Annotated in this window: 25 protein-coding genes; 9 read left to right on the top strand and 16 right to left on the bottom strand. The window is 41.3% G+C overall.

Going from position 1 to position 21,820, the window contains the following annotated elements; genetic code table 11:
• Positions 1-422: 422 nt before the first annotated feature.
• From gatC to V7K21_RS23000, 3 genes are all read right to left on the bottom strand, one after another.
• Positions 423-713 carry an Asp-tRNA(Asn)/Glu-tRNA(Gln) amidotransferase subunit GatC gene (gene gatC, locus V7K21_RS22990; RefSeq protein ID WP_335177500.1) on the bottom strand — a complete coding sequence of 97 codons (291 nt, stop codon included), beginning with the start codon at positions 711-713 and terminating at the stop codon, positions 423-425.
• A gap of 98 nt (positions 714-811) precedes the next feature.
• Complete coding sequence (locus tag V7K21_RS22995) at positions 812-1,333, bottom strand: photosystem I assembly protein Ycf3 (RefSeq protein WP_335177501.1); 522 nt, start codon at positions 1,331-1,333, stop codon at positions 812-814.
• 188 nt (positions 1,334-1,521) lie between these two features.
• Positions 1,522-2,223 (bottom strand): SOS response-associated peptidase, encoded by a 702-nt coding sequence (locus tag V7K21_RS23000; RefSeq protein ID WP_335177502.1) that lies wholly within the window; start codon positions 2,221-2,223, stop codon positions 1,522-1,524.
• 200 nt (positions 2,224-2,423) lie between these two features.
• On the opposite strand from V7K21_RS23000, the gene V7K21_RS23005 reads away from it, so the two are divergent.
• Entirely contained in the window at positions 2,424-3,050 is a 627-nt protein-coding gene (locus V7K21_RS23005; RefSeq protein ID WP_335177503.1) for a glutathione S-transferase family protein, read from the top strand.
• A gap of 107 nt (positions 3,051-3,157) precedes the next feature.
• Here the strand turns inward: V7K21_RS23005 and V7K21_RS23010 are convergent, their stop codons facing one another.
• The 3 genes from V7K21_RS23010 to V7K21_RS23020 form a co-directional block, all read right to left on the bottom strand.
• Positions 3,158-3,385 carry a DUF167 domain-containing protein gene (locus V7K21_RS23010; protein ID WP_335177504.1) on the bottom strand — a complete coding sequence of 76 codons (228 nt, stop codon included), beginning with the start codon at positions 3,383-3,385 and terminating at the stop codon, positions 3,158-3,160.
• Positions 3,363-3,779: a ribosomal maturation YjgA family protein gene (locus V7K21_RS23015; protein ID WP_335177505.1), complete on the bottom strand. Its 417-nt coding sequence runs from the start codon at positions 3,777-3,779 to the stop codon at positions 3,363-3,365. Before V7K21_RS23015 ends, V7K21_RS23010 begins: the two co-directional genes overlap by 23 nt.
• A 187-nt stretch (positions 3,780-3,966) precedes the next feature.
• Positions 3,967-4,134 carry an ArsR/SmtB family transcription factor gene (locus V7K21_RS23020; protein ID WP_335177506.1) on the bottom strand — a complete coding sequence of 56 codons (168 nt, stop codon included), beginning with the start codon at positions 4,132-4,134 and terminating at the stop codon, positions 3,967-3,969.
• Positions 4,135-4,156: 22 nt separating this feature from the next.
• On the opposite strand from V7K21_RS23020, the gene V7K21_RS23025 reads away from it, so the two are divergent.
• Entirely contained in the window at positions 4,157-4,309 is a 153-nt protein-coding gene (locus tag V7K21_RS23025) for a hypothetical protein (RefSeq protein WP_335177507.1), read from the top strand.
• 405 nt (positions 4,310-4,714) lie between these two features.
• Here V7K21_RS23025 and V7K21_RS23030 read toward each other — a convergent pair whose 3' ends face one another.
• From V7K21_RS23030 to V7K21_RS23040, 3 genes are all read right to left on the bottom strand, one after another.
• The gene (locus tag V7K21_RS23030) at positions 4,715-5,266 is read right to left on the bottom strand and encodes a DUF2231 domain-containing protein (protein WP_334725153.1); all 552 of its coding nucleotides are present in this window, start codon (positions 5,264-5,266) and stop codon (positions 4,715-4,717) included.
• 33 nt (positions 5,267-5,299) lie between these two features.
• The gene (locus tag V7K21_RS23035; protein ID WP_335177508.1) at positions 5,300-6,040 is read right to left on the bottom strand and encodes an LmeA family phospholipid-binding protein; all 741 of its coding nucleotides are present in this window, start codon (positions 6,038-6,040) and stop codon (positions 5,300-5,302) included.
• Positions 6,041-6,423: 383 nt separating this feature from the next.
• Positions 6,424-6,999 carry a Uma2 family endonuclease gene (locus tag V7K21_RS23040; RefSeq protein WP_335177509.1) on the bottom strand — a complete coding sequence of 192 codons (576 nt, stop codon included), beginning with the start codon at positions 6,997-6,999 and terminating at the stop codon, positions 6,424-6,426.
• Positions 7,000-7,164: 165 nt separating this feature from the next.
• Between V7K21_RS23040 and V7K21_RS23045 the strand changes: the two genes are divergently transcribed.
• The 4 genes from V7K21_RS23045 to V7K21_RS23060 all read left to right on the top strand — a co-directional run bounded on the left by V7K21_RS23045 (position 7,165) and on the right by V7K21_RS23060 (position 11,368).
• Positions 7,165-7,731: an HD domain-containing protein gene (locus V7K21_RS23045; RefSeq protein ID WP_335177510.1), complete on the top strand. Its 567-nt coding sequence runs from the start codon at positions 7,165-7,167 to the stop codon at positions 7,729-7,731.
• Between the two features lie 577 nt (positions 7,732-8,308).
• The gene (locus V7K21_RS23050) at positions 8,309-8,845 is read left to right on the top strand and encodes a hypothetical protein (protein ID WP_335177511.1); all 537 of its coding nucleotides are present in this window, start codon (positions 8,309-8,311) and stop codon (positions 8,843-8,845) included.
• A 221-nt stretch (positions 8,846-9,066) separates the two neighbouring features.
• Positions 9,067-9,903 (top strand): CheR family methyltransferase, encoded by an 837-nt coding sequence (locus V7K21_RS23055; protein WP_335177512.1) that lies wholly within the window; start codon positions 9,067-9,069, stop codon positions 9,901-9,903.
• Positions 9,904-10,588: 685 nt separating this feature from the next.
• On the top strand, positions 10,589-11,368 hold the full coding sequence (locus V7K21_RS23060; protein ID WP_335177513.1) for a hypothetical protein: 780 nt from the start codon (positions 10,589-10,591) through the stop codon (positions 11,366-11,368).
• Between the two features lie 94 nt (positions 11,369-11,462).
• Here the strand turns inward: V7K21_RS23060 and V7K21_RS23065 are convergent, their stop codons facing one another.
• The gene (locus V7K21_RS23065) at positions 11,463-11,969 is read right to left on the bottom strand and encodes a DUF1993 domain-containing protein (RefSeq protein ID WP_335177514.1); all 507 of its coding nucleotides are present in this window, start codon (positions 11,967-11,969) and stop codon (positions 11,463-11,465) included.
• Positions 11,970-12,161: 192 nt separating this feature from the next.
• Between V7K21_RS23065 and egtC the strand changes: the two genes are divergently transcribed.
• A complete protein-coding gene (gene egtC / locus V7K21_RS23070) occupies positions 12,162-12,971 on the top strand; it encodes an ergothioneine biosynthesis protein EgtC (RefSeq protein WP_335177515.1) in 810 nt (269 codons plus the stop codon).
• 83 nt (positions 12,972-13,054) lie between these two features.
• Here egtC and V7K21_RS23075 read toward each other — a convergent pair whose 3' ends face one another.
• The 5 genes from V7K21_RS23075 to V7K21_RS23095 all read right to left on the bottom strand — a co-directional run bounded on the left by V7K21_RS23075 (position 13,055) and on the right by V7K21_RS23095 (position 17,593).
• A complete protein-coding gene (locus tag V7K21_RS23075) occupies positions 13,055-13,657 on the bottom strand; it encodes a cytochrome c oxidase subunit 3 (protein ID WP_335177516.1) in 603 nt (200 codons plus the stop codon).
• 118 nt (positions 13,658-13,775) lie between these two features.
• A complete protein-coding gene (gene ctaD / locus V7K21_RS23080; RefSeq protein WP_335177517.1) occupies positions 13,776-15,464 on the bottom strand; it encodes a cytochrome c oxidase subunit I in 1,689 nt (562 codons plus the stop codon).
• A 14-nt stretch (positions 15,465-15,478) separates the two neighbouring features.
• A complete protein-coding gene (locus V7K21_RS23085; protein ID WP_335177528.1) occupies positions 15,479-16,390 on the bottom strand; it encodes a cytochrome c oxidase subunit II in 912 nt (303 codons plus the stop codon).
• Between the two features lie 88 nt (positions 16,391-16,478).
• A complete protein-coding gene (locus tag V7K21_RS23090) occupies positions 16,479-17,096 on the bottom strand; it encodes a DUF2231 domain-containing protein (protein ID WP_335177518.1) in 618 nt (205 codons plus the stop codon).
• The gene (locus tag V7K21_RS23095) at positions 17,093-17,593 is read right to left on the bottom strand and encodes a DUF2231 domain-containing protein (RefSeq protein ID WP_335177519.1); all 501 of its coding nucleotides are present in this window, start codon (positions 17,591-17,593) and stop codon (positions 17,093-17,095) included. Before V7K21_RS23095 ends, V7K21_RS23090 begins: the two co-directional genes overlap by 4 nt.
• Before the next feature lie 837 nt (positions 17,594-18,430).
• Here V7K21_RS23095 and V7K21_RS23100 point away from each other — a divergent pair.
• Positions 18,431-19,003 (top strand): chemotaxis protein CheB, encoded by a 573-nt coding sequence (locus tag V7K21_RS23100; protein WP_335177520.1) that lies wholly within the window; start codon positions 18,431-18,433, stop codon positions 19,001-19,003.
• A gap of 4 nt (positions 19,004-19,007) precedes the next feature.
• Positions 19,008-21,137 (top strand): hybrid sensor histidine kinase/response regulator, encoded by a 2,130-nt coding sequence (locus V7K21_RS23105; RefSeq protein ID WP_335177521.1) that lies wholly within the window; start codon positions 19,008-19,010, stop codon positions 21,135-21,137.
• A 53-nt stretch (positions 21,138-21,190) separates the two neighbouring features.
• On the opposite strand, the gene V7K21_RS23110 is transcribed toward V7K21_RS23105, so the two are convergent.
• Positions 21,191-21,562 carry a DUF2237 family protein gene (locus tag V7K21_RS23110; protein WP_335177522.1) on the bottom strand — a complete coding sequence of 124 codons (372 nt, stop codon included), beginning with the start codon at positions 21,560-21,562 and terminating at the stop codon, positions 21,191-21,193.
• Positions 21,563-21,820 lie beyond the last annotated feature (258 nt).

The following is a 21,820-nucleotide window of genomic DNA, read 5'->3' on the forward strand; positions in this document are numbered from 1 at the left end:
ACGCAAAGTGATACAGAGTTTTGCCTAATTCATTTCGCTACGAATTAAGGAAATGTTGTACTTAGTTATTAGTAAAGAGTCAAGAATCTAAAACTCTGAACTTTTGACTTTTGACCGAATTTTAAATTTTAAATTTTGGAAAATGGAATTGTTGACGGAGCCTCTAGTAGAGAAGATTCTTGCGTTCGATTATTTAATGCATGTTTGAGACTTGCGAATTAGAACGCGAGAATAATTATATTTTTCCATTATCCAAACATTTTTTGACAAGCAAGTGACTTAATTGCTGGGGTCAATCTAAAATCTAAAATCGTTCAACTGAGCGACTTGCCTTGAGCGTACCCCTACGGGGAAGCAAGGTACGCGCAGCGTCTCCAAGAGTGCCCAAAGGAGCCAAAGTTCCAAAATCCAAAATTGCTTGACTATTCAGCGTTGAGGATTTTTGGCACTTTGAAAAATTCCCCTTCTTGTTCAGGCGCACTGTTGAGAATGCTTTCCCGGTCTGGATAGGGTTGCAATTCATCCTCTCGTGTGATGTTGCTGACATCAATTGCCCGTGTTGTTGGGGGCACATTACTAACATCAAGTTCATTCAACTGTTCAATATAATCCAAAATATTTCCTAACTGGATAGTGAATTGTTCCTCTTCTTCTGGAGTTAATTCTAAACGAGCAAGATTAGCTACTTTATGAACTTGTTCTTGGTCAATCATATTTTTTTAGTTAGGAGTTAGGAGAGACGCGATTAATCACGTCTGTAGAGGAGTTAGGAGTTAGGAGTGAATGATTCATGATTCCTAACTCATTACTTTTAGAAGAATACGTCCATTTGCGATCGCTTAGTGGTTTTCAGCCAGTTTTGGGCTTCGATGTAGTTATTGGGAGCCATGCGAATAGCTCGAATCCAATAGTCTGCTGCTTGGTCAAACAATGCTTCGCCAGCCTCGTTATCTCCAGCTTCTTTCTCCCTTTCGCCTTGGTAGTGATAAATTACGGCGATGTTATTTAAGGCTTGGGGCATGCGTGGGTTTAACTCAACTGCCTGGTGATACAGTTCTAAAGCTTTTTTGTGGTCGCCGTTGCTGGCATAGATTAGCCCCATATTGTAAAGAATATAGCCGCGATCGTTGGTATCTTCCTCTAGTGTTAGAGCTTCTTCATAGTATTCTAATGCTTCAGCATATTCCCCTTCTGCTTGGGCTGACATACCATCTCGATAATAAACAAACGCTTCTTTAGCTTTTTTGTTGGTTGGCAGGATCTTCAGGATGATATCCGCCATTACTGTAAAGGATTTGTCAACAAAATTATCGTTTTTTTGTGTTCTTGGCATATTTGTCTCTGGGGATTGGGGATTGGAGAACTCGGAGTCCCCTCTGGGGATAAGGGGTAATGGGGATTGGGGAACTCGGGGTCCCCTCTGGGGATAAGGGGTAATCGGCATGGGGCAATAATCAATAGTTTTTCTTCCCCTGCTTCCTTTGCTCCCTCATCTTCCCAATCCCCTAGTACACTCAATAGCTAATTTAACTGATTTGCGGTGGCATTCTTCTCACTGAGTGGGATGATGCACTCTTGACTATTATGCCGAGAGTTGTTTACCAAGGTGCTAACTTGATAGGCAGTCATTGCTGACGCTGGATAGGGACGCAATAGCTGCTGTAGAGTTTGGGGGGTTTGCACCTGCAAATCTAGCCATAAATCGTAATCTTGTGGCTCTAGAATCACTGGCATCCGCTCGTGGATAGGTTGGAGTAATTCGTTAGCTGCCGTTGTCAAAATTGTACAAGAGATTATTTCCTCGTTAGCAGGCGATCGCCATTTCTCCCACAAACCTGCAAAGCCGAAGGGTTGCCCATCTTGAAGACGAAAATAAAACGGCTGTTTTTTGCCTTGTTGCCGTTGCCACTCATAAAAGCCATCAGCTACCACTAAACAGCGTCTGTGCTTAAAAGCCGAACGAAAAGCGGGTTTTTCGGCAACAGTTTCTGCCCTAGCGTTAATCAGCTTTGCCCCCATTCCTGCATCTTTCGCCCATGACGGAATTAAGCCCCAATGCAACTGCTTAAATTCACGCTTTTCGCTTTCGGAATTTTGTAACACTGTTGCCACCATTTGCGTAGGTGCAATGTTATATTCGGCTGCTAAATCGGGAACTGACTCGACATGGAAAACTTGAGATAATCCTGCTGCTGACTGGTTTAAAGTAAATCTTCCACACATACTTTTATTCTTGATCCCTAACTAAATTAAACATCTCAATCTATAAATCAATAATATTTCTTTTTATTTTCTCGGATAATTTTATGTAGTACGCTCAGATGCTAAATCTAAAAGAAATTATCCGGTTTTCGGAAAATCTTTTGGTAAGATATTGTATTTTGAACATTCAATTATCAACATATTACTAACTGTATTTTAACATGGAACTACTGCGTCTGTATGATTTTTTACCATCTGGCAATGGTTATAAGATACGTCTTTTATTGACACAACTAGGTATGCCTTTTGAGAGAATAGAGCTTAACATCTTGAAAGGCGAGACTCAAACACCAGAATTTTTAAGTAAAAATCCTAACGGTAAGATACCTCTTTTGGAAATTGAGCCAGGGAAATATTTGGCAGAATCAAATGCCATATTGGTGTATTTGAGTGAAGGTACAGAGTTTTTACCATATGACCGCTTTTTACGAGCGCAGGTGTTACAATGGCTATGTATTGAACAATATAGCCATGAGCCTTTTATTGCTACATCAAGATTTTGGATTTCTATTTTAGGTAAAACTGAAGAACATAGTGAAGCTATTAAGCAAAAACATGAATCGGGTTATACAGCACTTAGCCTGATGGATAAACACTTAACTTCTCACATTTTTTTTGTAGGAGAGTGTTACACGATCGCTGATATTGCCTTGTTCGCTTACACTCATGTAGCTGATGAAGGTGGGTTTGATTTGACACAATTTCCTGCTATTCAAGCTTGGATAGAAAGAGTCAAAGCTCAACCAAGGTATATTAGTATTACACAGCAAAAAAATTCGGTTTTGTGAGCTTCTGTCTCTAGGTTATTGGCTTTAGTAGAGGATATAGTGGGTGGGATATAGCCTCACATTTATGAGGAGAAACACTCTTCAAAAAAGGTGTTACTAAGCAGCAACTAGATATCTGTATCAATTTCTATCAGCTTTTGCTGAGAGGACAAACCTAATTTAATTCTGATATGAGATTTAGGTGTATCAAATTTATCTGCTAGTAGTTTAATTAACTCTTCATTAGCCTTACCATCAACTGGGGGCGATTTTAAATATGCAGTCAGACTGCCATCAGGTTGTTCTTCAATCTTTTGCTGTTTTGAATTAGGTTTAACCTTGACTTTTTTTTGCATAACCTATTTTTTGTAATTGTTGCAGCCATAACCAACCTAAAATACAACCCAATAGATAATGAGGAAAATCCCACCAAACAAAGGTAGTACCAAGTAACAATTTACCTATCAAGGTGGCGCGAATCTCTTCTAATAGTGGCGGATGCCAAAGTTGCAAGAATTCTAGTATACAGGTGATGACAAAAACCCATATAGGAATTTGGATAACTGCCGCCCGACTTCTGAAAAACCAAAATGCAAATAGACACCAAAATATTTCGTAAAATACAGCGGCTCCGTAGTCATTAAACCAGTGATGGGCAGATCCTTTATAATATTTAAACAAAAAGCCCATCGGTACAACGATGAGCACAGAAAGAATAATAAATATTGTTTGATTACGGTGTCGAAGCATTTTCTACAGACTAGAGACTAAGCAAAATTTTAGCAGCCCCAACAACTGGAAGTCGCGGCTAGACAGACTTAGGCATACCCCTACTAAAAAGCCAGCTACACGTAGCATCCTTTATGAAAGGCTAGTCCGCCCACGCGGACTTATCTTCTCTTTCAACGTCAACTCATTGTGGGGGCGCTTGTTGATGCTATCTGGCTTGACAAGAAAGAGATAAGCTAATACCCAACTGCTCGGCAATTTCTGAGCAGCTGATTTCGTCAGTATTCAACAGTAAATCTGCTAGGCGCAGGCGTGTTGCATCTGAAAGAGCCGTGAAGATTTTAGCGCGGTTTTCGTAATTTATTTTCTCAATCATCCCCATATCACTTGACAATCGCGTGCAGTTAGTTGGCGCTCCTCAATCCGAAGGCGGAATCTACTTCCGCAAGAGAGATGGCACTGTTGGTTATCGCAACGTCAATCAAGATATTAACAAAACCTTCCCTGGTATTGGCAAGACCACCGATCTGATCGTTTCTGACCCCGAGTAATAAAATCCATTCCTTGCTCTACTTCATCCAACCTTAAAGGGTGTTTGAAAAGTCGAAGAGATGGTACAAAAGCTCTTTGAGTATATGCTATGAATAGATAGTAGACAGCATATATTCAGAGAGTAATATGAGTAAAGGGGTAAATATAGCATAGCTGACACTAAGGAGAAGATAGGCTAAAAGTATTACTGTATAAGCTTTTTAGCTATCGCTTTTTGAGAAATGGGGTCAAATGAGCAGTGATTGCGAAAATTACGCTAAAAAATTAATGAGCCGCTTTCAATACTGCGTTGCTTGCCGCCGCAGGCATCGCTAGGAATAAAACTGTACCAATTGAAGTCTCTGAAATTTATGAGCTTGAAACTCTTGCTGTGCAGTATTAAATAAACAAGGAAGAATTTACAGTTAAGGATATCTTCTGCTACCTGCACCCACAACACCGATTTTGTGACGATAGGAAAGTTCAGCACCGAACCAACCGGAAATACTAACCAGCGTACCGACAATGAGTGAGAGAACCAGTCCCCAAGGTAGTATTCGGGATTCAGCGTCGCCCAAGCGCAGGAGGAAGTTGACTAGACTTAAAACTATTAGAGAAACATTAAGTATTAAATGTGCCCAACCTGCGCTGCGCTTGCGAACTCGTTCTATTCTAAAAAAGTCGCTGAGACCGATCGCTGATGCAAGGACACCTCCAGCTAATCCTAGTCCGATTAACCATAGTGAAGCTTTAGCCCAGAAGAAATCACTAGTTAACCAGTAGCCGATGTCGCTTCCCAATGCCGCAGCTAAAAAGGCGATGGGAAAGGTCACACTCAAGGGATGTAGGGGATGTCCTGCGATCGCAACTGTACTGGGTACGCCGCTATCAAGATACTCGCTGTCGTTACTTTCAATAACTGGTGGAATATTTGGAAAAGGTGTTGAATTTGTTTGCGTTGTGTCTGTAGTTTCCATTATTAGTATCCTGAATTTCTTAGCGTCATATTTTTAAGCTGAAGGAATTTTTTCAACATAAGCTTCAGCTTGTAGGGTTAGTTTGCCTACTTCTACTTTTAGTTGGTTAACTTGCAAGCTTATTCCTTCTAAATCGAAGTTACTCAGATTTAGAATTTCGCTAGTTTGATCTATCAAAGCTTTTGTTAAATCTGGTGATATTTCCCCACTTTCACCATACTCGACATTTTCCAAAGTAACAGTTTTTCCATTGGCGCTGATCCGGGGTACTGCGGAAAAAGCAACTTGCTGATTTTCACCTGTTTCTACTATTTTCATAGTGGCATTTAGTGCTACTTTTCCATCACCTGGTAGTCGAAATTCTACATGTTGAGGTTCAATAGTCGTCAGTTTACCGTTAACATTGATTTTTTGACTTTGGAGTTGCGATCGCACATATTCTGAGTTGAAGGCGCGATTGATATCAGTCTCAGTTAACACAACCTGTGCATTGGCTTCTGTAGGTCTAGTAAGTTCAATTTTGCCGAAAGCTACACTCAGGGGATTAATGGCAACATTAGTCATTTGCATGTCAAATTCCTCCATGCGGAGGTCTTTCTGCATAACCATACCTTCACCTTCAATTGTGACCGAATCCACCTGCCCTTGAACTATTTTAAAAGGGTCTGTTTTAATACTTACATCTAAACTTTCTACTTCATCTAATTGGCTAGATAATCCTATTTCTGCCGCTTTATTGAGCGCTTGCTCTCCTAATCCAGGACTGTCTGCCATTATTAAATTAACTCCCGATTTAAATACTATTTCCTTGATTTATTTTAAATAATTTGTATCGAATTTAAATCTATCTTACGATGTAATATAGATTTAAATCCTGTCTATCCAAAGAATAATTATATTATTTATAATCAAAAGTTTTGCTTTCCTACCCAGAGTTTTTAAACCATAGATACAGAACGTCTTATTATCCGATATCACTCAAAAGAAAGATTGAATATATAGAACTTAGTAGTTATATTGTTTACTTATAACTTTTGGCTAAAATCTATTTAATAAAAAAGATTCGCAACATTATATAGAATTTTTGTTTAGCGCGGCACATCATCATATCAAATGGGTATAAAGTGGGTAGGCGTAGCCAGCCGCAGGCATTGCTTTTACAATAATTTTTTCAAAGGCAGCATCAACCCAGGCACAATATCTTCACCGCTTAATATTGCTGTAGCCGGATATTGAGTAATTGAACCATCCTGGCGATAAACTAAAGCTTGTTGATTTTTTATATCAATTAACCATTCTAATTGAACACCATTAGCAATATATTCTTCCATTTTGGCTTTGAGTTTTGCCAAGCCATCATTTTTAGAACGAATTTCAATTACAAAGTCAGGTGCTAAATTAATAAATTTGTCTTCTTCTTCATCCCAACCATCTGGCAAACGTCCTTTAGCCACAAAAACAGCATCAGGTGCTCTGACAGCAGTATTTGCTAATCTAAAACCTGTACTCGGCCCAAAAACTTCACCTAAATCCTGACTTTCTACCCAATTCAATAAATAGGCTCCTGCTTTTACTTCTTGATTACCAGAAATTCCACCAGTTGGGGGCATGGTTTCTAATGTTCCATTAGCATTGCGTTCAAACCGCAGTTCTGGGTTTTGCGAACTCATCAGCATTAATTCTTCATCAGTGACAGTATACAAAGACTGCACCGTTAATTTTTCGCTGGTCATGATAATTTCATAGCAAGCTTGATAGATATCTCAATTTTAGGCTGAGATTCAATTACTTCTGTACCCCTCTCCTGTGCATTCTCCGTGTCTGGAGCGGTTTGTTCTAAAATTGACATTAGCAGCAGTGCAATATCTGATTATAAGCTGTTTTATTATTTCAAAATAATGCTCTCAGAACGTTTTACCGCAGCCCTCACCTACGCTACCCAATTGCACGCTAACCAAGTTCGTAAAGGTTCAGGTGTTCCCTACGTTGCCCATTTATTAGGTGTCACCAGTATTGCTTTAGAATACGGGGCAAATGAAGATGAAGCGATCGCAGCCCTATTACACGATGCGATCGAAGACCAAGGTGGGGCTGCAACACGGGAAGAAATTCGCCGCCGCTTTGGTAACAATGTAACGGCAATTGTAGATGCTTGTACTGACGCTGATACAACTCCAAAACCCCCTTGGCGAGAGCGCAAGGAGGCATACATTGCTCATATTCCTACCGCTTCTCCATCAGTACTGCTCGTGTCATTAGCAGATAAACTTTACAACGCCCAGTCTATTCTCAAAGATTATCGCCTTTTGGGCGAATCAGTTTGGGAACGTTTTCAGGGGCATAAAGAAGGAACTCTTTGGTATTATCGGGCGCTTGTAGATACATTAAGGAAGACTGGAACCACTATAATCATTGAGGAATTAGAACGCGTCGTTGCAGAAATTGAGGTATTAGCATCTAAATAAAAAATTTATTTACCAGAAGTAGATAAAAGATTCATAGGGAACTAGACAAATAGCTTTTTTACCTTGAACAGCTAGAAGGCTCACACTGTCAGTAGATAGGCAAGAAAATTTAGAAACATCTCATTGCGTTGGCGTAAGCCTTCCCGTAGGGTAGGGAGCAAAGTGAAGTGAAGCAATCACAAGGGCTTCAAATTTTTTAAATTTCATTAGATAATTAGGTTTATTTGTACCTACTTACCTGAAAAATCAGTGTTGAGATGAAATTGCCAGTCAGGAGTCAGGTCTGACCAAATTTGAGTCAAACGAGAACTCTTAAAGACCACAATGACCAGACGAACAAAATATTTGTCTAAAAGCCAAAATCATCGGGACGAAAAAAATCTATGATGATAGAGGTAATCCCCAATGAACTGGAAAGCCTACACTATACCGCAAGGTCAGTATAAGTAATTTATAGACATAATATAGTCATGTCTCTCACGAACAAATTTTCGCTTTTAGGTTCTTTCTCTAGATAAAAAATCTTTCTCTCGGTAGATAGTTGTACTTACATTATTATGGCTGCTATGTTACCAATATGACAATAATAAGACAAAACGCTCTAAATACAACCGTAAGTCCTTCAGTAAGTCCTCCAGAAACATTGGCAGAAAAGTATCTTGAAACAGAGCGGATGCACGATGTTCAGCTTTTACTGCAAAACTTGATCAACAGTGAAGAAGCCACTGTGAAACTAATTCTGGATTGTTTGTATGACGTTGGTTCAGTCAATTTGATCAATCAAAAGCTTCGCTTGAAGCCTCTAAACAGGGTGATGAAATTAATTGCCCGAATGTCCAAACCAGTTTTTATAACCTTGGCTCTAAATTGGTTTAAGAAAAACTGTCCCCAACTGATTACTAATTGGCTACACACGCAAGTAACTTTTGAAAAGACCCAAAATAGACCCCAAAAAGTAGCCGTTGAAGTTGCAGAACTTCAACCATATCCCATACCACATACAGAAAATATGAGCCAAGAGATTAAAAATCTGCGCCACCAAGTCCGATGGCTAGCTGGGATTTCAATAATAGTGATCGCTGTTTTAGGAGTAACAGCCGCTAGGTTAAACTGAAACTCATAGGTAGCACTGTGAGCAAATTTAATAGATCCAGCAAGCTATTTTCGGTGTAAAATTCACTTCGGTTCTAAAAACCCTACCAGCCCAGAATGTGAATAATTTTTGCTCCATGAGGTTTTTTGGGAAACAGTTGTTTTGCTAACTTCAAGCAACTTAACTCGTTGTATTGCCAGCATATTTAAATAGCTGGTTCAGCATATAGGCTAATTCGTACTATGGCTTTGCCCAAACTTACCTTGGAGGACATCGAAATACATCTGCTTTTGGAAGGGATGTATCAGTACTACGGTTACGACTTCCGCGATTATGCTCTTTCCTCACTCAAGCGCCGCATTCACAGCTTCATGGAATTAGAGGGTTTACCTAATATTTCTGCCTTGCAAGAGCGATTACTTCACAACCGTGCTTATTTGGAACGGTTTTTGCTTGGTCTGACGGTGAATGTAACATCAATGTTTCGTGATCCCAGCTTTTATAACACCTTCAGAAATCAAGTTATTCCCTTCTTGCAAACCTATCCGTTTATTCGGATCTGGCACGCTGGATGCTCCACTGGTGAAGAAGTCTACTCAATGGCAATTCTACTGCAAGAAGAAGGACTTTATCACCGTTGCCGCATATATGCCACTGATACTAATGAGAAGGTATTACAAAGTGCCAAAAGTGGTATTTTTTCCCTAAAACTGATGCAGGAATATACCCAGCTTTATCTAAAAGCAGGCGGTAAGAAGTCATTCTCAGAATATTATACAGCAGCTTATGATAACGCTATTTTTCGAGCATCATTAAAAGAAAACATTGTCTTTGCCCAGCATAATTTAGCAACGGACAGTTCTTTTAATGAGTTTAATGTCATCCTTTGTCGTAACGTTCTCATCTATTTTAATCAGGTACTTCAAAAGCGGGTACACGAACTGTTTTATAATAGCCTCTGCACCTTTGGCATCTTGGGTTTAGGAAAACAAGAATCTATCAGGTTTACCTCTTATGAACAGCACTATGAAGAGATAGTCAAAGGGGATAAACTATATAAGAAAATAGCTGGTGCTTAAAATACAGGCTGTTTAAACCACTAGATGAACGTAATTTTACGTGAGTTCGATAAACATGACAAACGACAAACATTTCCCTGCCTTGAACTTTAGTTCAAGTCTGGACAGTTTTTGCGTAGTAAAATCTCTTAGAGGATGTTTGAAAAGTATTATTGCTATAGCAATCCTAAATCATTTGTGAAAATTATATATCTCTTTCTTTTCTTTGCGTCCAAGCGTTCTTCTCTATGAGACGCTACGCGTTGGTGTTGGTGGAGTCTCTCCAAGAGTTGGCGGTTTGTTTCCTTATTTATATTTTCACGACTTATTTAGGACCACTATATACATCAAAAGCTCCCAAACCTAACCCCCCTACCCCATCCCTAGAAGGGAATGGGGATTTAAAAGCTTCTCGACCTTTGGGGAGAGGAATGGAAGCGAGGTTTTAAACAGGTTAGCGCTTAAGTTGACACCGATTCTTCTAATTGCCCAATACTTTTAAAACATTTTCTCATTAAAAGTGCATTTAAATTAGCACTAAGTATTTTCCAGAAAAATATTATGAATAAAGTTGCGACGCCGAATAGCCCCTGTTAGACATCGCTGTCAAAAGACAGTCCGTCAAACATTTTTAATTGTGTTCATAAGATAGACTTAGCGATCGCTTAAGGTAAATTACACATTAGAGTCTTAAAGGAGATTGTCGATGCAACTTCTCGGATGTCCTCCTGTTGCAATCATTGCTGGAGAAAATGCGGTTCACGTTTCTCAACTACCTTCTATATGGCAAGACATTGCTAGAGGAACCACGAGTATCGGACTTTCCCATCCCCAAAGCTATGTTGAGATGGCGCAGTTGTTTTTATACAAATTAGAGCATGGTGATGTTGACTTATTTAGCGATCGCCCCCAACTGGCTCACTTGATACCTTCATTTTCTCAGCTATTTGCACAGCTAGCGTGGGAAACCCTTGACTTTTTTGGGCAAGACTTTCTCAAACACAGCTATCCGAACTTTGCAGAAATTCTCCGCGATGTGGAATCAAAGGGAATCGAGTTCGCTGATGAAGTAAAAGTGGCTCGCATTGGTATAGATTTATTCAATGAGTTTGGTTATGAACTACCTGCCAGCTTCTATCATGTGCATTTAGCACCAATTTACCGCGATCATGTTTTTGAAGAACGCGCCTTAAGATTTGATCAGCGCGATATCGAACACAAACGTGCTTGGGATGCCATACTCCATGCAGGTAAGGTGTTTGCTATCCAGATGAAGGTGCAAAGTATTGCTTCCAAATACGGTTTTACTTATCAACACGGCTGCGGTTGCAACTCTCACATATCTTCCATTGATGTATCTCGTGGGACGTTTGAATATGAATTGAGTCCCAAAAAACGTCAGCGATGGATTCGCAGTTTCATCTGGACTGCTTGGTATGAGTATGCCTTCTTTGCGATTGTGCCTAACACAAGTTATTTAGTTTGATAAAAAAGTAGACTAGATTGGGAAAATAGATAAAGCGAGTTCAATCAGCATTTAGACAAATTACTTTCTTAATTTGCCTAAATGCTTTTTCATTTTAAGGCTGACCAAGAAAGTCTTGTTTACCAAGTTCTACACCGCAGTGTCTGAGAATGTCATATGCTGTTGTGACATGGAAATAAAGGTTTGGTAAAACAAAATATAAGAGAAATGGCATTCCTTGAAAATCAAGAGTGTTGTCACCCATCTTAAGGGTAATTGTTCTCTCCTCTGAACCGTCAATTTGCTCAGGTTTAAATGTATTTAAATGAGAGATAGTTTGATGAATGCGGTCAATAAGTTGAGTAAATGTAGTTTCATTATCCTCAAATTGGGGTGGTTCTATTCCTGCTAATCGTGCAGCACCTCTATTTACTATGTCAGAGGCAATTTGCACTTGTTTTGATAACGGAAACATATCTGGGGATAGACGACTATTGATCAACACAGAAGGATCTATTTTTTTAGTTTCAGCGTATGTAGCACCTTTTTCCAGAATACTTACAAGGTTATTCAGTGTGCGAATAGACACGGGTATTGAAGCTTGGTACATTGAAATGGTCATTGATTATTTATCCAGAAAAAGTTTCATGAAAGACCCAAACAAAACCATGACTAAAGTCATAGTTCAAGCATACACAATATAAAAAATAGTTGTTAACTTAGTAATACTTTGCAATTACTGCAAAGTTAAAAGGTTCGATTCATATCGGGGCTTGTGACTTAATTTACTTACTCTTTCAGCAAGTCATTTTTTATGTGTAGATTAATAGGCTACCTTGGTAATTCCATCCGATTAGATGAGTTGCTGTATAAACCGGAGCATTCGCTTTCCAAACAAAGTTACAGTCCTTTGGAATTAAAATCAGGAGTAGTTTGTGCAGACGGGATAGGTGTAGGGTGGTACGACGAAGTGGGTAAACCCTTCATTTACCGAAACACGATCCCGCTTTGGAACGATCCGAATCTGGAAGAGTTAAGCAACTATGTAGAATCTACTTGTACTGTAGGCTATGCCCGATTAGCTGGGATAGGTGAATCGCTCGACATTAGTAACTGTCAGCCATTTCGCAGTGGGAAACTGTTGTTTGTGCATAATGGTGAAATCTCAGACTTTCAACAGACTCTCTATAGACCAATACGTGAGAGGCTCTCTGATTCGACATACCGCTTGATTAAAGGTATGACTGACTCAGAACACATCTTCGCCCTGCTAGTCCAAATGTGGCAGTCGTCTCCAGGCAGCACTCTGTTTGATGCCTTACGTGTGACACTTCAAAAATTGACTGAGTTGGCATCAGAACATGACACCAGCTTTAGTGCCAATATAATTGTTAGTGATGGTCAAGCAGTTGTAGCAGTTCGCTACGCTTATCGCACACAAGCCCCTACTCTTTATTGGTCAAGTGATTCTCTTAAGCACCCAAACCAAGTTATTGTTGCCTCTGAGCCTTTAACCAACCAAAATTGGACTGCTTTTGCGGAACAAAGTATACTATTTGTTCAACCCCACTCATTACAGCCAACAATTAGCCTGTTGGAGAGATTTGCTCCCATTGGGGTTTAGAATCACAGATGCATACACATCAATCTGTGTGCATCTGTGATTCTAAATATCTTTAGACCGTATTCTCACCAAAAGTCTAATGTTTACTGCCAAACATAGATAAGGACAAACAAAATAATCCAGATAACATCAACGAAGTGCCAAAACAACGAAGTTGCGTTAACGCCGTAGTGACCTGTGTCGTAGTTGCCAGGGATGAAAGAACGTACCAAAATTATCAACTGCAACAGAATACCTGTGAAAACGTGCAAACCGTGGAAACCTGTTAGTAGATAGAATGTTCCACCAAATGTCCCGGAGGTGAAGCCAAACTCCAGGTGGCTCCATTCAATCGCTTGTCCAGCCAAAAAGTAAGTTCCCATCGCCATTGTTGCCAAGAGAAACAGGCGAAATTTCACTAAGTCATGGCGTTGAAGGGCGCGTTCGGCGAAGTAAATCACAAAGCTACTGGCAACAAGAATTACTGTGTTGATTGTCGGATCTTTTACTTCTAGTCCAGAAACACCAGCTGGTAGCCAGTCAGGAGTTGTTGTTTTGTAGATAATATATCCTGCGAAAAAACTCAGGAAAATGACGCTTTCAGACAGTAGGAACACAATGAAGCCAAACATCTTGTTGCCTTCTTCGTCGTGGCTATGTTCTGCGCTTGTCTGGTGCAACTCATTTGAATTGATATAACTGTCCATTTTGCTTTTAACTTAAGGGGTGAATTTGAAACGCATAGGCGCTTCGCCTTCCCGTAGGGTAGGAACGCAAAGGGAAGCGCAGAGGTACGCAGAAACCCTCTGCGTACTTCTTTCTGTGTTAGTCTGCGCTTGTCAATGTTGAGTGGCTTTCGCGTAGGTTAGCTGTCAACGGTTCAGATTTGCCGTAGCCGTAAGGTTCAGAGATGATGATCGGAATTTCTTCAAAGTTCTCTACTGGGGGTGGAGAAGAAACTAACCACTCTAATCCAATTGCCCGCCAAGGATTGTCAGGTGCTTTCTCGCCTTGCATCCAAGAAATCACCATGTTGAAAATGAAAGGTAAGGTAGATATTCCCAACAAAAATCCGCCCAGGCTAGCGATGACATTCCAGAATTGATACTCTGGGGCGTAGGAAGCAACTCGGCGTAACATTCCTTGCAATCCTAAGGGGTGCATGGGCAAAAAGTTGAGGTTAGTGCCGATGAAGGCTAACCAGAAGTGGATTTTACCCCAGCTTTCGGAGTACATCCGCCCAGTCATCTTGGGGAACCAGTGGTAGATGGCAGCATACAAGCCCATCGTTACGGTGCCGTAGAGGACGTAGTGAAAATGTCCCACCACGAAGTAGGTATTGTTAACGTGGACATCAACCGGCACGGAGGAAAGCATGATGCCTGTGATACCTGCGAAGACGAACATTACCAACGCACCTAGAGCAAACAGCATCGGTGTGTGCAGTCGCAGCTTACCTCCCCAAATAGTCGCCACCCAAGCAAATACCTTAATACCAGTGGGTACAGACACGCACATTGTTGTCATCATGAAAATCAACCGCATCAAGCCTGACGTACCGCTGACGTACATATGGTGTACCCAAACAATACCGCTGACTAGTGCAATCAAGATGGATGAAATGGCAACTACTTTGTAACCAAATAGAGGTTTACGTGAATAAACCGGGAAGATTTCCGAGAAAATCGCAAACACAGGCAAAATAATCACGTAAACGGCGGGGTGGGAGTAGAACCAGAAGTAATGCTGAAACATTACTGGATTCCCACCTTTGGCTGGGTCAAAAAAGCTAGTGCCAACTGTGAGGTCGAGTAGCAGCATTACTGCCCCCGCCGTCAATGCTGGTAGTCCGAATAGTTGGATAATCTGGGCGCTAAATACTCCCCAGACAAACAAGGGCATCCGAAAGAAGCCCATTCCTGGGGCCCGCATCTTGACGATTGTGGTGACAAAGTTTACTGCCCCCATAATTGAGGATACGCCAGATATTGCCACCGCCAACAACCAGATAACTTGACCATTAATCAAGTTACCCGTAGGATTCTGGAGACTGACGGGCGGGTAAGACCACCAACCGGCTTGGGCTGGGCCACCAGGGACAAAGAAGCTACCCATCATCAAAATCCCGACTACTGGCACCATCCAAAAGGCAACGGCGTTGAGGCGGGGAAATGCCATATCTCGCGCCCCAATCATCAGGGGCACTAAATAATTAGCAAAACCAACTAGTGAGGGAAATGTCCACAAAAACAGCATCACAGTGCCGTGCATGGTAAACATACCGTTGTAGACAGTGCGATCAACTAAATCTGATTCGGGTGTTAGCAGTTCCCCCCGCATCACCATCGCAAAAATACCGCCGACGAGAAAGAAGAAAAAGGAGGTAACAAGATACTGAATACCAATTACCTTGTGGTCAGTACTAAAGCTGAAGTACTCTTTCCAGTTATTTGGAGATTCGTGGTTAGGCTTCTCATTAGGGAAAATGATGCCTTCAATAGGAACATTAGTCATCGGTTACTTTCCTTTCAACCAGGAGAATTGACTAGAGGAGGTGCAGCAGGAGGAACTGTGACCCAACCAGTTTGGACTGATTGATTGGATGTTTGAGCATACTCAGAAGCTGCCTGATTATTTGCTAGGGATGGCTTTTGGGTTGCAGCTTGGGCCAGCCACTGCTGATAATCTTCAGGAGATTCTACGATTACATTCGCCTGCATCGTCGCAAAGTATGTGCCGCTATATTGGGAATCGGTCAATCGGTATTGTCCGGGGCGGATAGGAGTAAATTCAAAGTCGAGCGCATGGTTAGGAATAATATCCTGCTTGAGGCGAAATGCAGGTATATAGAAGCCGTGGAGAACGTCTTGCGATCGCAGTGCCAAACGCACCCGGCGATCGCTCGGTAAATGCAATTCGGTACTGGTGACATCTCTCTCTGGGTAATGAAAAACCCACGCCCACTGTTTAGCTAGTACGTCGATTTTCTCAACGGGTTGTGCTAAAGCGTTAGCTGATACATCTTTTGCTGCTACTGCCAATGGATTATGCAAGTGAACTAATTCTGATGGGCCTTGAATCCCCATTTGTTCGTAAACTTGGTAGCTGTAGCCCGCAATCCAAAACACCAAAAGAATTGGGATCACTGTCCAGATGACTTCCACTGCCACATTACCATCAATTGGGGGACCATCGGTGAAGTCATCTTTAACTGCCCGATGGAAGATGACAGAATACATCAAAGTACTTGTTACTCCTAAGAAGATGAAGGCACCGAGGGTTACTAAGAAGCTAATCAAATCATCAATTAGTTGAGATTCGGCTGCTGCTTGGGGGGGAAGCCAGGAGTAGACCTGCTTCCCGATCCAGAGACTGGTAAGAGTCACTGCGATCGCGCCTGTAAGCGGCGTCAAAATATTTAAAATCTTTTCGATTTTCATGGTCAAGAGTCATTAGTCATTGGTCATTGGTCATTGGTCATTGGTCATTGGTCATTGGTCATTGGTCATTGGTCATTGGTCAAATGACTTACTTGAGCGTTGTGTTGAGGTCTTGGCCCAATCGCAGCAAACTATCTGCTGTATTGTGTATGCCAAATTCGGTAGCCATTTGCGCCCCTAGTGTCCCGTGGACGTACATAATCAACACGATTGCTATACCTGCCAACAGATAGATCCATTGCACTTCTCTATCTGTCTGTTTATATTCTTGTTTGCCCCAAACGAAGCGCTGCCATCCTCTCCAGATGGTCATACCAACAATCAGTGCTAATAGCAACACACCACCCACACCATGCCAAAGCATAGTTTCCATTGCCTGCAATCCCCAGGCACTCTTGGTATCAGCTGGTGGTGTTGCCAACAGCATTTCGTAAAAGCCTGCTCCCACCGTGAAAAATGTGATGATGCTGGCAGCTAGCATGTTGTACCAGCCAACATTAAATAAGTTGTCACGTTCCACAGTAATTGCCAAAAATTTGAAGACCCATTTTTGGAAGGGGAACAGAACACCAACGATATCAAAGGTCATCCCAATGATGAACAAACCTATGGTCAGATGGACTAAGTTGGGATGAATGGGAATGGTGTAAGGTAATCCGTTTGCGCCTAGAGAGCCTGTCAATTGGTCAATCAATTCTGAGTTCATCGCAATAGACCATCCTTTAATGCTTCCACAACTGGCACTGTATGCAATCCATACACCCAAACAAGTTCATCTCCAAGATATATTTGTAAGCCAACTATCAAAGTCAAAACTAGTCCGGCTCCCAAATAATAAATCGGTACTTTTTGCGGGTTGCGGGTACGAATTACATAGCGCCAAGCTGTAATCGCCGTGATTATTCCCGAAAGCGACCAACCAATCAGCGTATGCAAATTCAGCACCGATTTAGCCAGGCTGTAAGGTTGTGCTAAACCCGCTTCAAACTGACCAAAAATAATTGCAACGAAAATGGCGATCGTGGCAACTAACATATTCCACCAACTCACCTCAAAAAGACTGGTTTTCCCAGTAAAATAGCCAATTACATCGCAGAAGAAAGAAAACAACACCATCGCTATTACGAAGTGGACAACGATGGGATGAATCGTATCTGGATAGGGTAAATTGTGGTCGTTCAAAGATGTCAAATATTCAAGCATTGTCTTCTCCTGGACATATCTACCGCACTTTGATCAATCAATTTTGGATAATGGAATTGCCAATTTTGGATCACCGATAGTACAGCCTCAACCCTTGGAGAGGCTATACCAAAGAGTTATCGAGCGTCTTTTAGATTTATTCCACACCTGATGGAGCATAAACTAGAAGACCCTAATCCAAAATCTAAAACCGTTCGACAGAGCAAAGCCGAAGTCCAAAATCTAAAATCTAAAATCGCTAGTCAAACTTCAATGATTGATGGATATTCACTAATATCACCATAAGTATCCATCCATAAATGACCAAAATATGTTCAATATGTGCGCGGTGCAATACGCTTAATCATGTCTTAGCTTTTTAGAGACATATCTAGTAAACTTGCCTACAACGAATAACTTTTTTGTGATTAATTTCCTCATGCTAATAGTCTGTAACAGCAATTTTTGATGTAGTTAAACTAAATCGCTGTCGTTTGTTGATTTGCTTAACTTATATTTTAGCTTAAGTAAATTTTTATGAATTGTCAAAACAATAATAATTAAAATTTTAAATGTTAGTTAGTTAGCAAAAAAATATTTCAATAATGTATCGATTTTGGCATTAAATAATATTTTTAAAAGTCTACTTATAATATTTTCTGTAAAGTATTTGACAATGATAAAATCTTTAATTGTAATGCAAATAGCAAAAATATATAATTTTGAGTAGTTGGTATAAAAGCGAATGAAGGTAACTTAGTAGCTGTGGTGGAACTGGAGAATGCTGAAAGGATTTTATAAGCCATCAAGTCACACTAAGATTGAAACCCACATTCTACAGGTGTGAGGACTAAACAAGTGTCGTTTAAAATTGTAGTAATTGGTACTTCTTTGGGCGGATTATCAGCATTAAAAATTATCCTGGGGAACTTACCAGCAGACTTCCTAGTGCCGATCGCGATCGTGCAACACCGTCACAAGGAGTCTAACAACACACTCCAGGAGTTATTGCAAGAATCTAGTTCGTTGCCGATTCAAGAAGTGGAAGACAAAGAGGAAATACTACCAGGACATATTTACCTAGCTCCAGCAGATTATCACTTGCTAGTTGAACTAGATCACTTTGCTCTTTCGACTGATGAGCCTGTTTCCTATGCCAGACCATCTATCGATGTGCTGTTTGAGTCAGCAGCCGATGTCTACACCCAGCAAGTTATTGGTGTAATATTGACAGGTGCAAATCGAGATGGTATGCAAGGTCTTAAGAAAATAAAAGCGCGGGGAGGACTTACTATTGTACAAAAACCTACCACAGCGGAGAGCGACGTTATGCCGGAGGCAGCAATTTCTGCTGTTGCAGTAGACTGGATTTTGACACTCTCAGACATTGCTTCTCAAATGGTCAAGCTTTGTCACTCTATACGGAAATAAACCCATGCAGATGGAACCCAAAGTAAACATCCTCCTAGTGGATGATAAACTAGAAAATTTGCTGGCACTAGAGGCAATCTTAGAAAAACTGGGAGAGAATCTCGTGAGGGCTACTTCTGGGGAAGAAGCTTTGAGGTGTCTGCTAAATCAAGACTATGCGGTAATTTTGCTAGATGTGCAAATGCCAGGGATGGATGGTTTTGAAACTGCTACCTTGATTCGCAATCGGGGGCGATCGCGTCACACTCCAATTATCTTTCTCACCGCCTTTAGCAGCAGCGATCAAATGCTGTTTAAAGGCTATGCCTTGGGTGCAGTTGATTATTTGCTCAAACCATTAGACCCGAATATTTTGACTTCTAAAGTCACAGTGTTCGTAGAACTATTTAAGAAAACAGAAGCCGTCAAGCAACAAGCAGCGCAGCTGGTAGCAGTGAATGCCGAACTCAGGCAAAGTGAAGAACGATTGCGATCGCTGAGTACCTGTTCACCCGTTGGCATTTTTGAAATTGATACTGAAGGAGGCTGTAGATATACTAATCCTCGCTATCAGACAATTTGTGGCTTAAAAGCGGCAGAGAGTTTAGAAAAGAGATGGCTAGAATCTGTTCATCCAGAAGATAGAGAACGAGCAGTTGCTAGTTGGTCTGACTACATTTGTGAAGGTCGCAACTACTCTGAAGAGTTTCGCTTTCAAACTGCTCAAGGCATCGTCCGTTGGGTACAGGTTCGCTCATCACCGATGCTTTCTGGTCAAGGAGAATTGCTAGGATATGTCGGCACTCTCGAAGATATTACTGAACGCAAGCAAGCAGAAGAAGTCCGCGCTCAAGTAATTCGAGAACAGACGGCAAGACAGGAAGCAGAAGCAGCAAATCGGATGAAAGATGAGTTTCTCGCCGTTCTCTCTCACGAACTCCGTACACCCCTAACCTCGATGCTGGGCTGGTCAAAAATCCTCCGCTCTAAGAAACTTGATGACAAAGCCACTTCCCGGGCCCTAGAGGCGATTGAACGCAACGCGATGTCTCAAATGCAACTAATTGAGGATATCTTAGATGTATCTCGGATTATCCGTGGTCAGTTGCGATTAAATGTATCTGCTGTGAATCTGATTTCAGTGATGGAGGCAGCCCTAGAGGCAGTGCGTCCCCTAGCAGAACCAAAAGATATTAAGTTAAATACTGTCCTGGATACTTCGGTAGGGTCAGTTTATGGCGATCCAGCCCGGTTACAGCAAGTTGTCTGGAACCTACTAACTAATGCCATTAAGTTTACCCCTAAGGGTGGCAGGGTAGAAGTTAGGCTATCTGTCTATTTTGGATCTTCGATTTCAGATTTTGGATTGGGATCTGATGATGAAAATTTAGACTCTTCAAACACTGATGAAGGCAGTAATCCAAAATTCAAAATTCAAAATTCAAAATCTCAGTACGCCCAAATTAAAGTTATCGATACGGGGATTGGCATCAGTTCGGAGTTTTTACCCAAAGTATTTGAGCGTTTCCGGCAAGCAGACAGCACCACAACCCGATCGCACAATGGACTAGGACTAGGACTAGCGATCGTCCGTCATCTAGTGGAGTTACATAAAGGTACAATCTTTGCCCAAAGTCCAGGCACAGGAGAAGGAGCAACCTTTACTGTAAGACTGCCACTGCTACAAGACAATAGGGCTAATAGGGGAAATAGAGAAGCCACAGGGGAAGAAATTTCTCCTGTGGCTTCTGTGCCTTTGGCTGGATTAAGAGTTTTAGTTGTAGATGATCAAGCAGATACCTGTAACTTTCTCAGTTTTATGTTTGAGGAGTATGGGGCGATCGCCACTGCGGTAGCATCAGTTGATGAAGCGCTAGCAGTAATTAAACAAGGAAAAGCAGATATCCTGATTAGTGATATCGGCATGTCAGAGCAAGATGGTTATACGCTGATTCGGAAACTGCGCTCTTTAGAACCAGAAAAAGGTGGACGTATCCCGGCGATCGCTTTAACAGCGTACACGCGAGAGGAAGACCGCTTAGAAGCGCTAAGAGCAGGGTTTCAGCAGTATTTATCTAAGCCAATTGACCCCACTAAATTGATTGCTATGGTTGTCAATGTATTGAAACTACCTCTGGAAGTTCCAGTGAGTTGATTTTGAACTGGGGAGTGGGGAGTTAGGAGTGCTGAGTACGATTGAATGCCCAATCAAGAAGAAGTTAGGGCATGTTTTTTCAGTTCGTCTAGGGAAACCATTTCCAAAGCTCTAGCATGGGTTGCAGAGAGGATGACGGGTGGAGCAACGCCAGCTTCGAGAGCTTCTTGCCAGCGAGAAGCACACAAACACCAGCGATCGCCAGGCTTCAGTCCAGGAAAATTAGAATCAGGAACGGGTGTGCTCAGGTCGTTACCCCGCGATTTGGTGAACTCCAAGAATTCTGATGTCACTTCGGCACATACGACGTGCGACCCGAAATCTTGACCACCTGTGCTACAAAAACCGTCGCGGTAAAACCCGGTCATGGGAGAGGTGCAGCAGACATCTAGGTTTCCACCGATTACGTTTTTAGCTTCTGTCATCGTTAATTCGTTGCACTTGATTTTTCATTTCGATATAAGCTTATCTTGACACTTTCCTAGTTAAATTAAAATCGCTATCTCTGATTAATTAATTCAGAAAAGCAGGGAATTCTAGAATCACTACTCATACAAAAGAGAGCTTCGGCGTATCCTGACCTCGTTGCTTACCTTTAAATAAGTAAAACTAATAACTTGTATCAGCTTTCCAAAAGTCAAGATAGTTGATGAAAAATTGTAAAGCAGTGTAAAGTAGTTTCA

Source organism: Nostoc sp., from assembly GCF_036919595.1.
Lineage (GTDB): Bacteria > Cyanobacteriota > Cyanobacteriia > Cyanobacteriales > Nostocaceae > Nostoc.

What these genes read in the sequence shown, in the direction of transcription:
- gatC (WP_335177500.1), bottom strand. Translation starts at nt 713, where the DNA reads ATGATTGACCAAGAACAAGTTCATAAAGTAGCTAATCTTGCTCGTTTA.
- V7K21_RS22995 (WP_335177501.1), bottom strand. Translation starts at nt 1,333, where the DNA reads ATGCCAAGAACACAAAAAAACGATAATTTTGTTGACAAATCCTTTACA.
- V7K21_RS23000 (WP_335177502.1), bottom strand. Translation starts at nt 2,223, where the DNA reads ATGTGTGGAAGATTTACTTTAAACCAGTCAGCAGCAGGATTATCTCAA.
- V7K21_RS23005 (WP_335177503.1), top strand. Translation starts at nt 2,424, where the DNA reads ATGGAACTACTGCGTCTGTATGATTTTTTACCATCTGGCAATGGTTAT.
- V7K21_RS23010 (WP_335177504.1), bottom strand. Translation starts at nt 3,385, where the DNA reads ATGCAAAAAAAAGTCAAGGTTAAACCTAATTCAAAACAGCAAAAGATT.
- V7K21_RS23015 (WP_335177505.1), bottom strand. Translation starts at nt 3,779, where the DNA reads ATGCTTCGACACCGTAATCAAACAATATTTATTATTCTTTCTGTGCTC.
- V7K21_RS23020 (WP_335177506.1), bottom strand. Translation starts at nt 4,134, where the DNA reads ATGATTGAGAAAATAAATTACGAAAACCGCGCTAAAATCTTCACGGCT.
- V7K21_RS23030 (WP_334725153.1), bottom strand. Translation starts at nt 5,266, where the DNA reads ATGGAAACTACAGACACAACGCAAACAAATTCAACACCTTTTCCAAAT.
- V7K21_RS23035 (WP_335177508.1), bottom strand. Translation starts at nt 6,040, where the DNA reads ATGGCAGACAGTCCTGGATTAGGAGAGCAAGCGCTCAATAAAGCGGCA.
- V7K21_RS23040 (WP_335177509.1), bottom strand. Translation starts at nt 6,999, where the DNA reads ATGACCAGCGAAAAATTAACGGTGCAGTCTTTGTATACTGTCACTGAT.
- V7K21_RS23045 (WP_335177510.1), top strand. Translation starts at nt 7,165, where the DNA reads ATGCTCTCAGAACGTTTTACCGCAGCCCTCACCTACGCTACCCAATTG.
- V7K21_RS23050 (WP_335177511.1), top strand. Translation starts at nt 8,309, where the DNA reads ATGACAATAATAAGACAAAACGCTCTAAATACAACCGTAAGTCCTTCA.
- V7K21_RS23055 (WP_335177512.1), top strand. Translation starts at nt 9,067, where the DNA reads ATGGCTTTGCCCAAACTTACCTTGGAGGACATCGAAATACATCTGCTT.
- V7K21_RS23060 (WP_335177513.1), top strand. Translation starts at nt 10,589, where the DNA reads ATGCAACTTCTCGGATGTCCTCCTGTTGCAATCATTGCTGGAGAAAAT.
- V7K21_RS23065 (WP_335177514.1), bottom strand. Translation starts at nt 11,969, where the DNA reads ATGACCATTTCAATGTACCAAGCTTCAATACCCGTGTCTATTCGCACA.
- egtC (WP_335177515.1), top strand. Translation starts at nt 12,162, where the DNA reads ATGTGTAGATTAATAGGCTACCTTGGTAATTCCATCCGATTAGATGAG.
- V7K21_RS23075 (WP_335177516.1), bottom strand. Translation starts at nt 13,657, where the DNA reads ATGGACAGTTATATCAATTCAAATGAGTTGCACCAGACAAGCGCAGAA.
- ctaD (WP_335177517.1), bottom strand. Translation starts at nt 15,464, where the DNA reads ATGACTAATGTTCCTATTGAAGGCATCATTTTCCCTAATGAGAAGCCT.
- V7K21_RS23085 (WP_335177528.1), bottom strand. Translation starts at nt 16,390, where the DNA reads ATGAAAATCGAAAAGATTTTAAATATTTTGACGCCGCTTACAGGCGCG.
- V7K21_RS23090 (WP_335177518.1), bottom strand. Translation starts at nt 17,096, where the DNA reads ATGAACTCAGAATTGATTGACCAATTGACAGGCTCTCTAGGCGCAAAC.
- V7K21_RS23095 (WP_335177519.1), bottom strand. Translation starts at nt 17,593, where the DNA reads ATGCTTGAATATTTGACATCTTTGAACGACCACAATTTACCCTATCCA.
- V7K21_RS23105 (WP_335177521.1), top strand. Translation starts at nt 19,008, where the DNA reads ATGCAGATGGAACCCAAAGTAAACATCCTCCTAGTGGATGATAAACTA.
- V7K21_RS23110 (WP_335177522.1), bottom strand. Translation starts at nt 21,562, where the DNA reads ATGACAGAAGCTAAAAACGTAATCGGTGGAAACCTAGATGTCTGCTGC.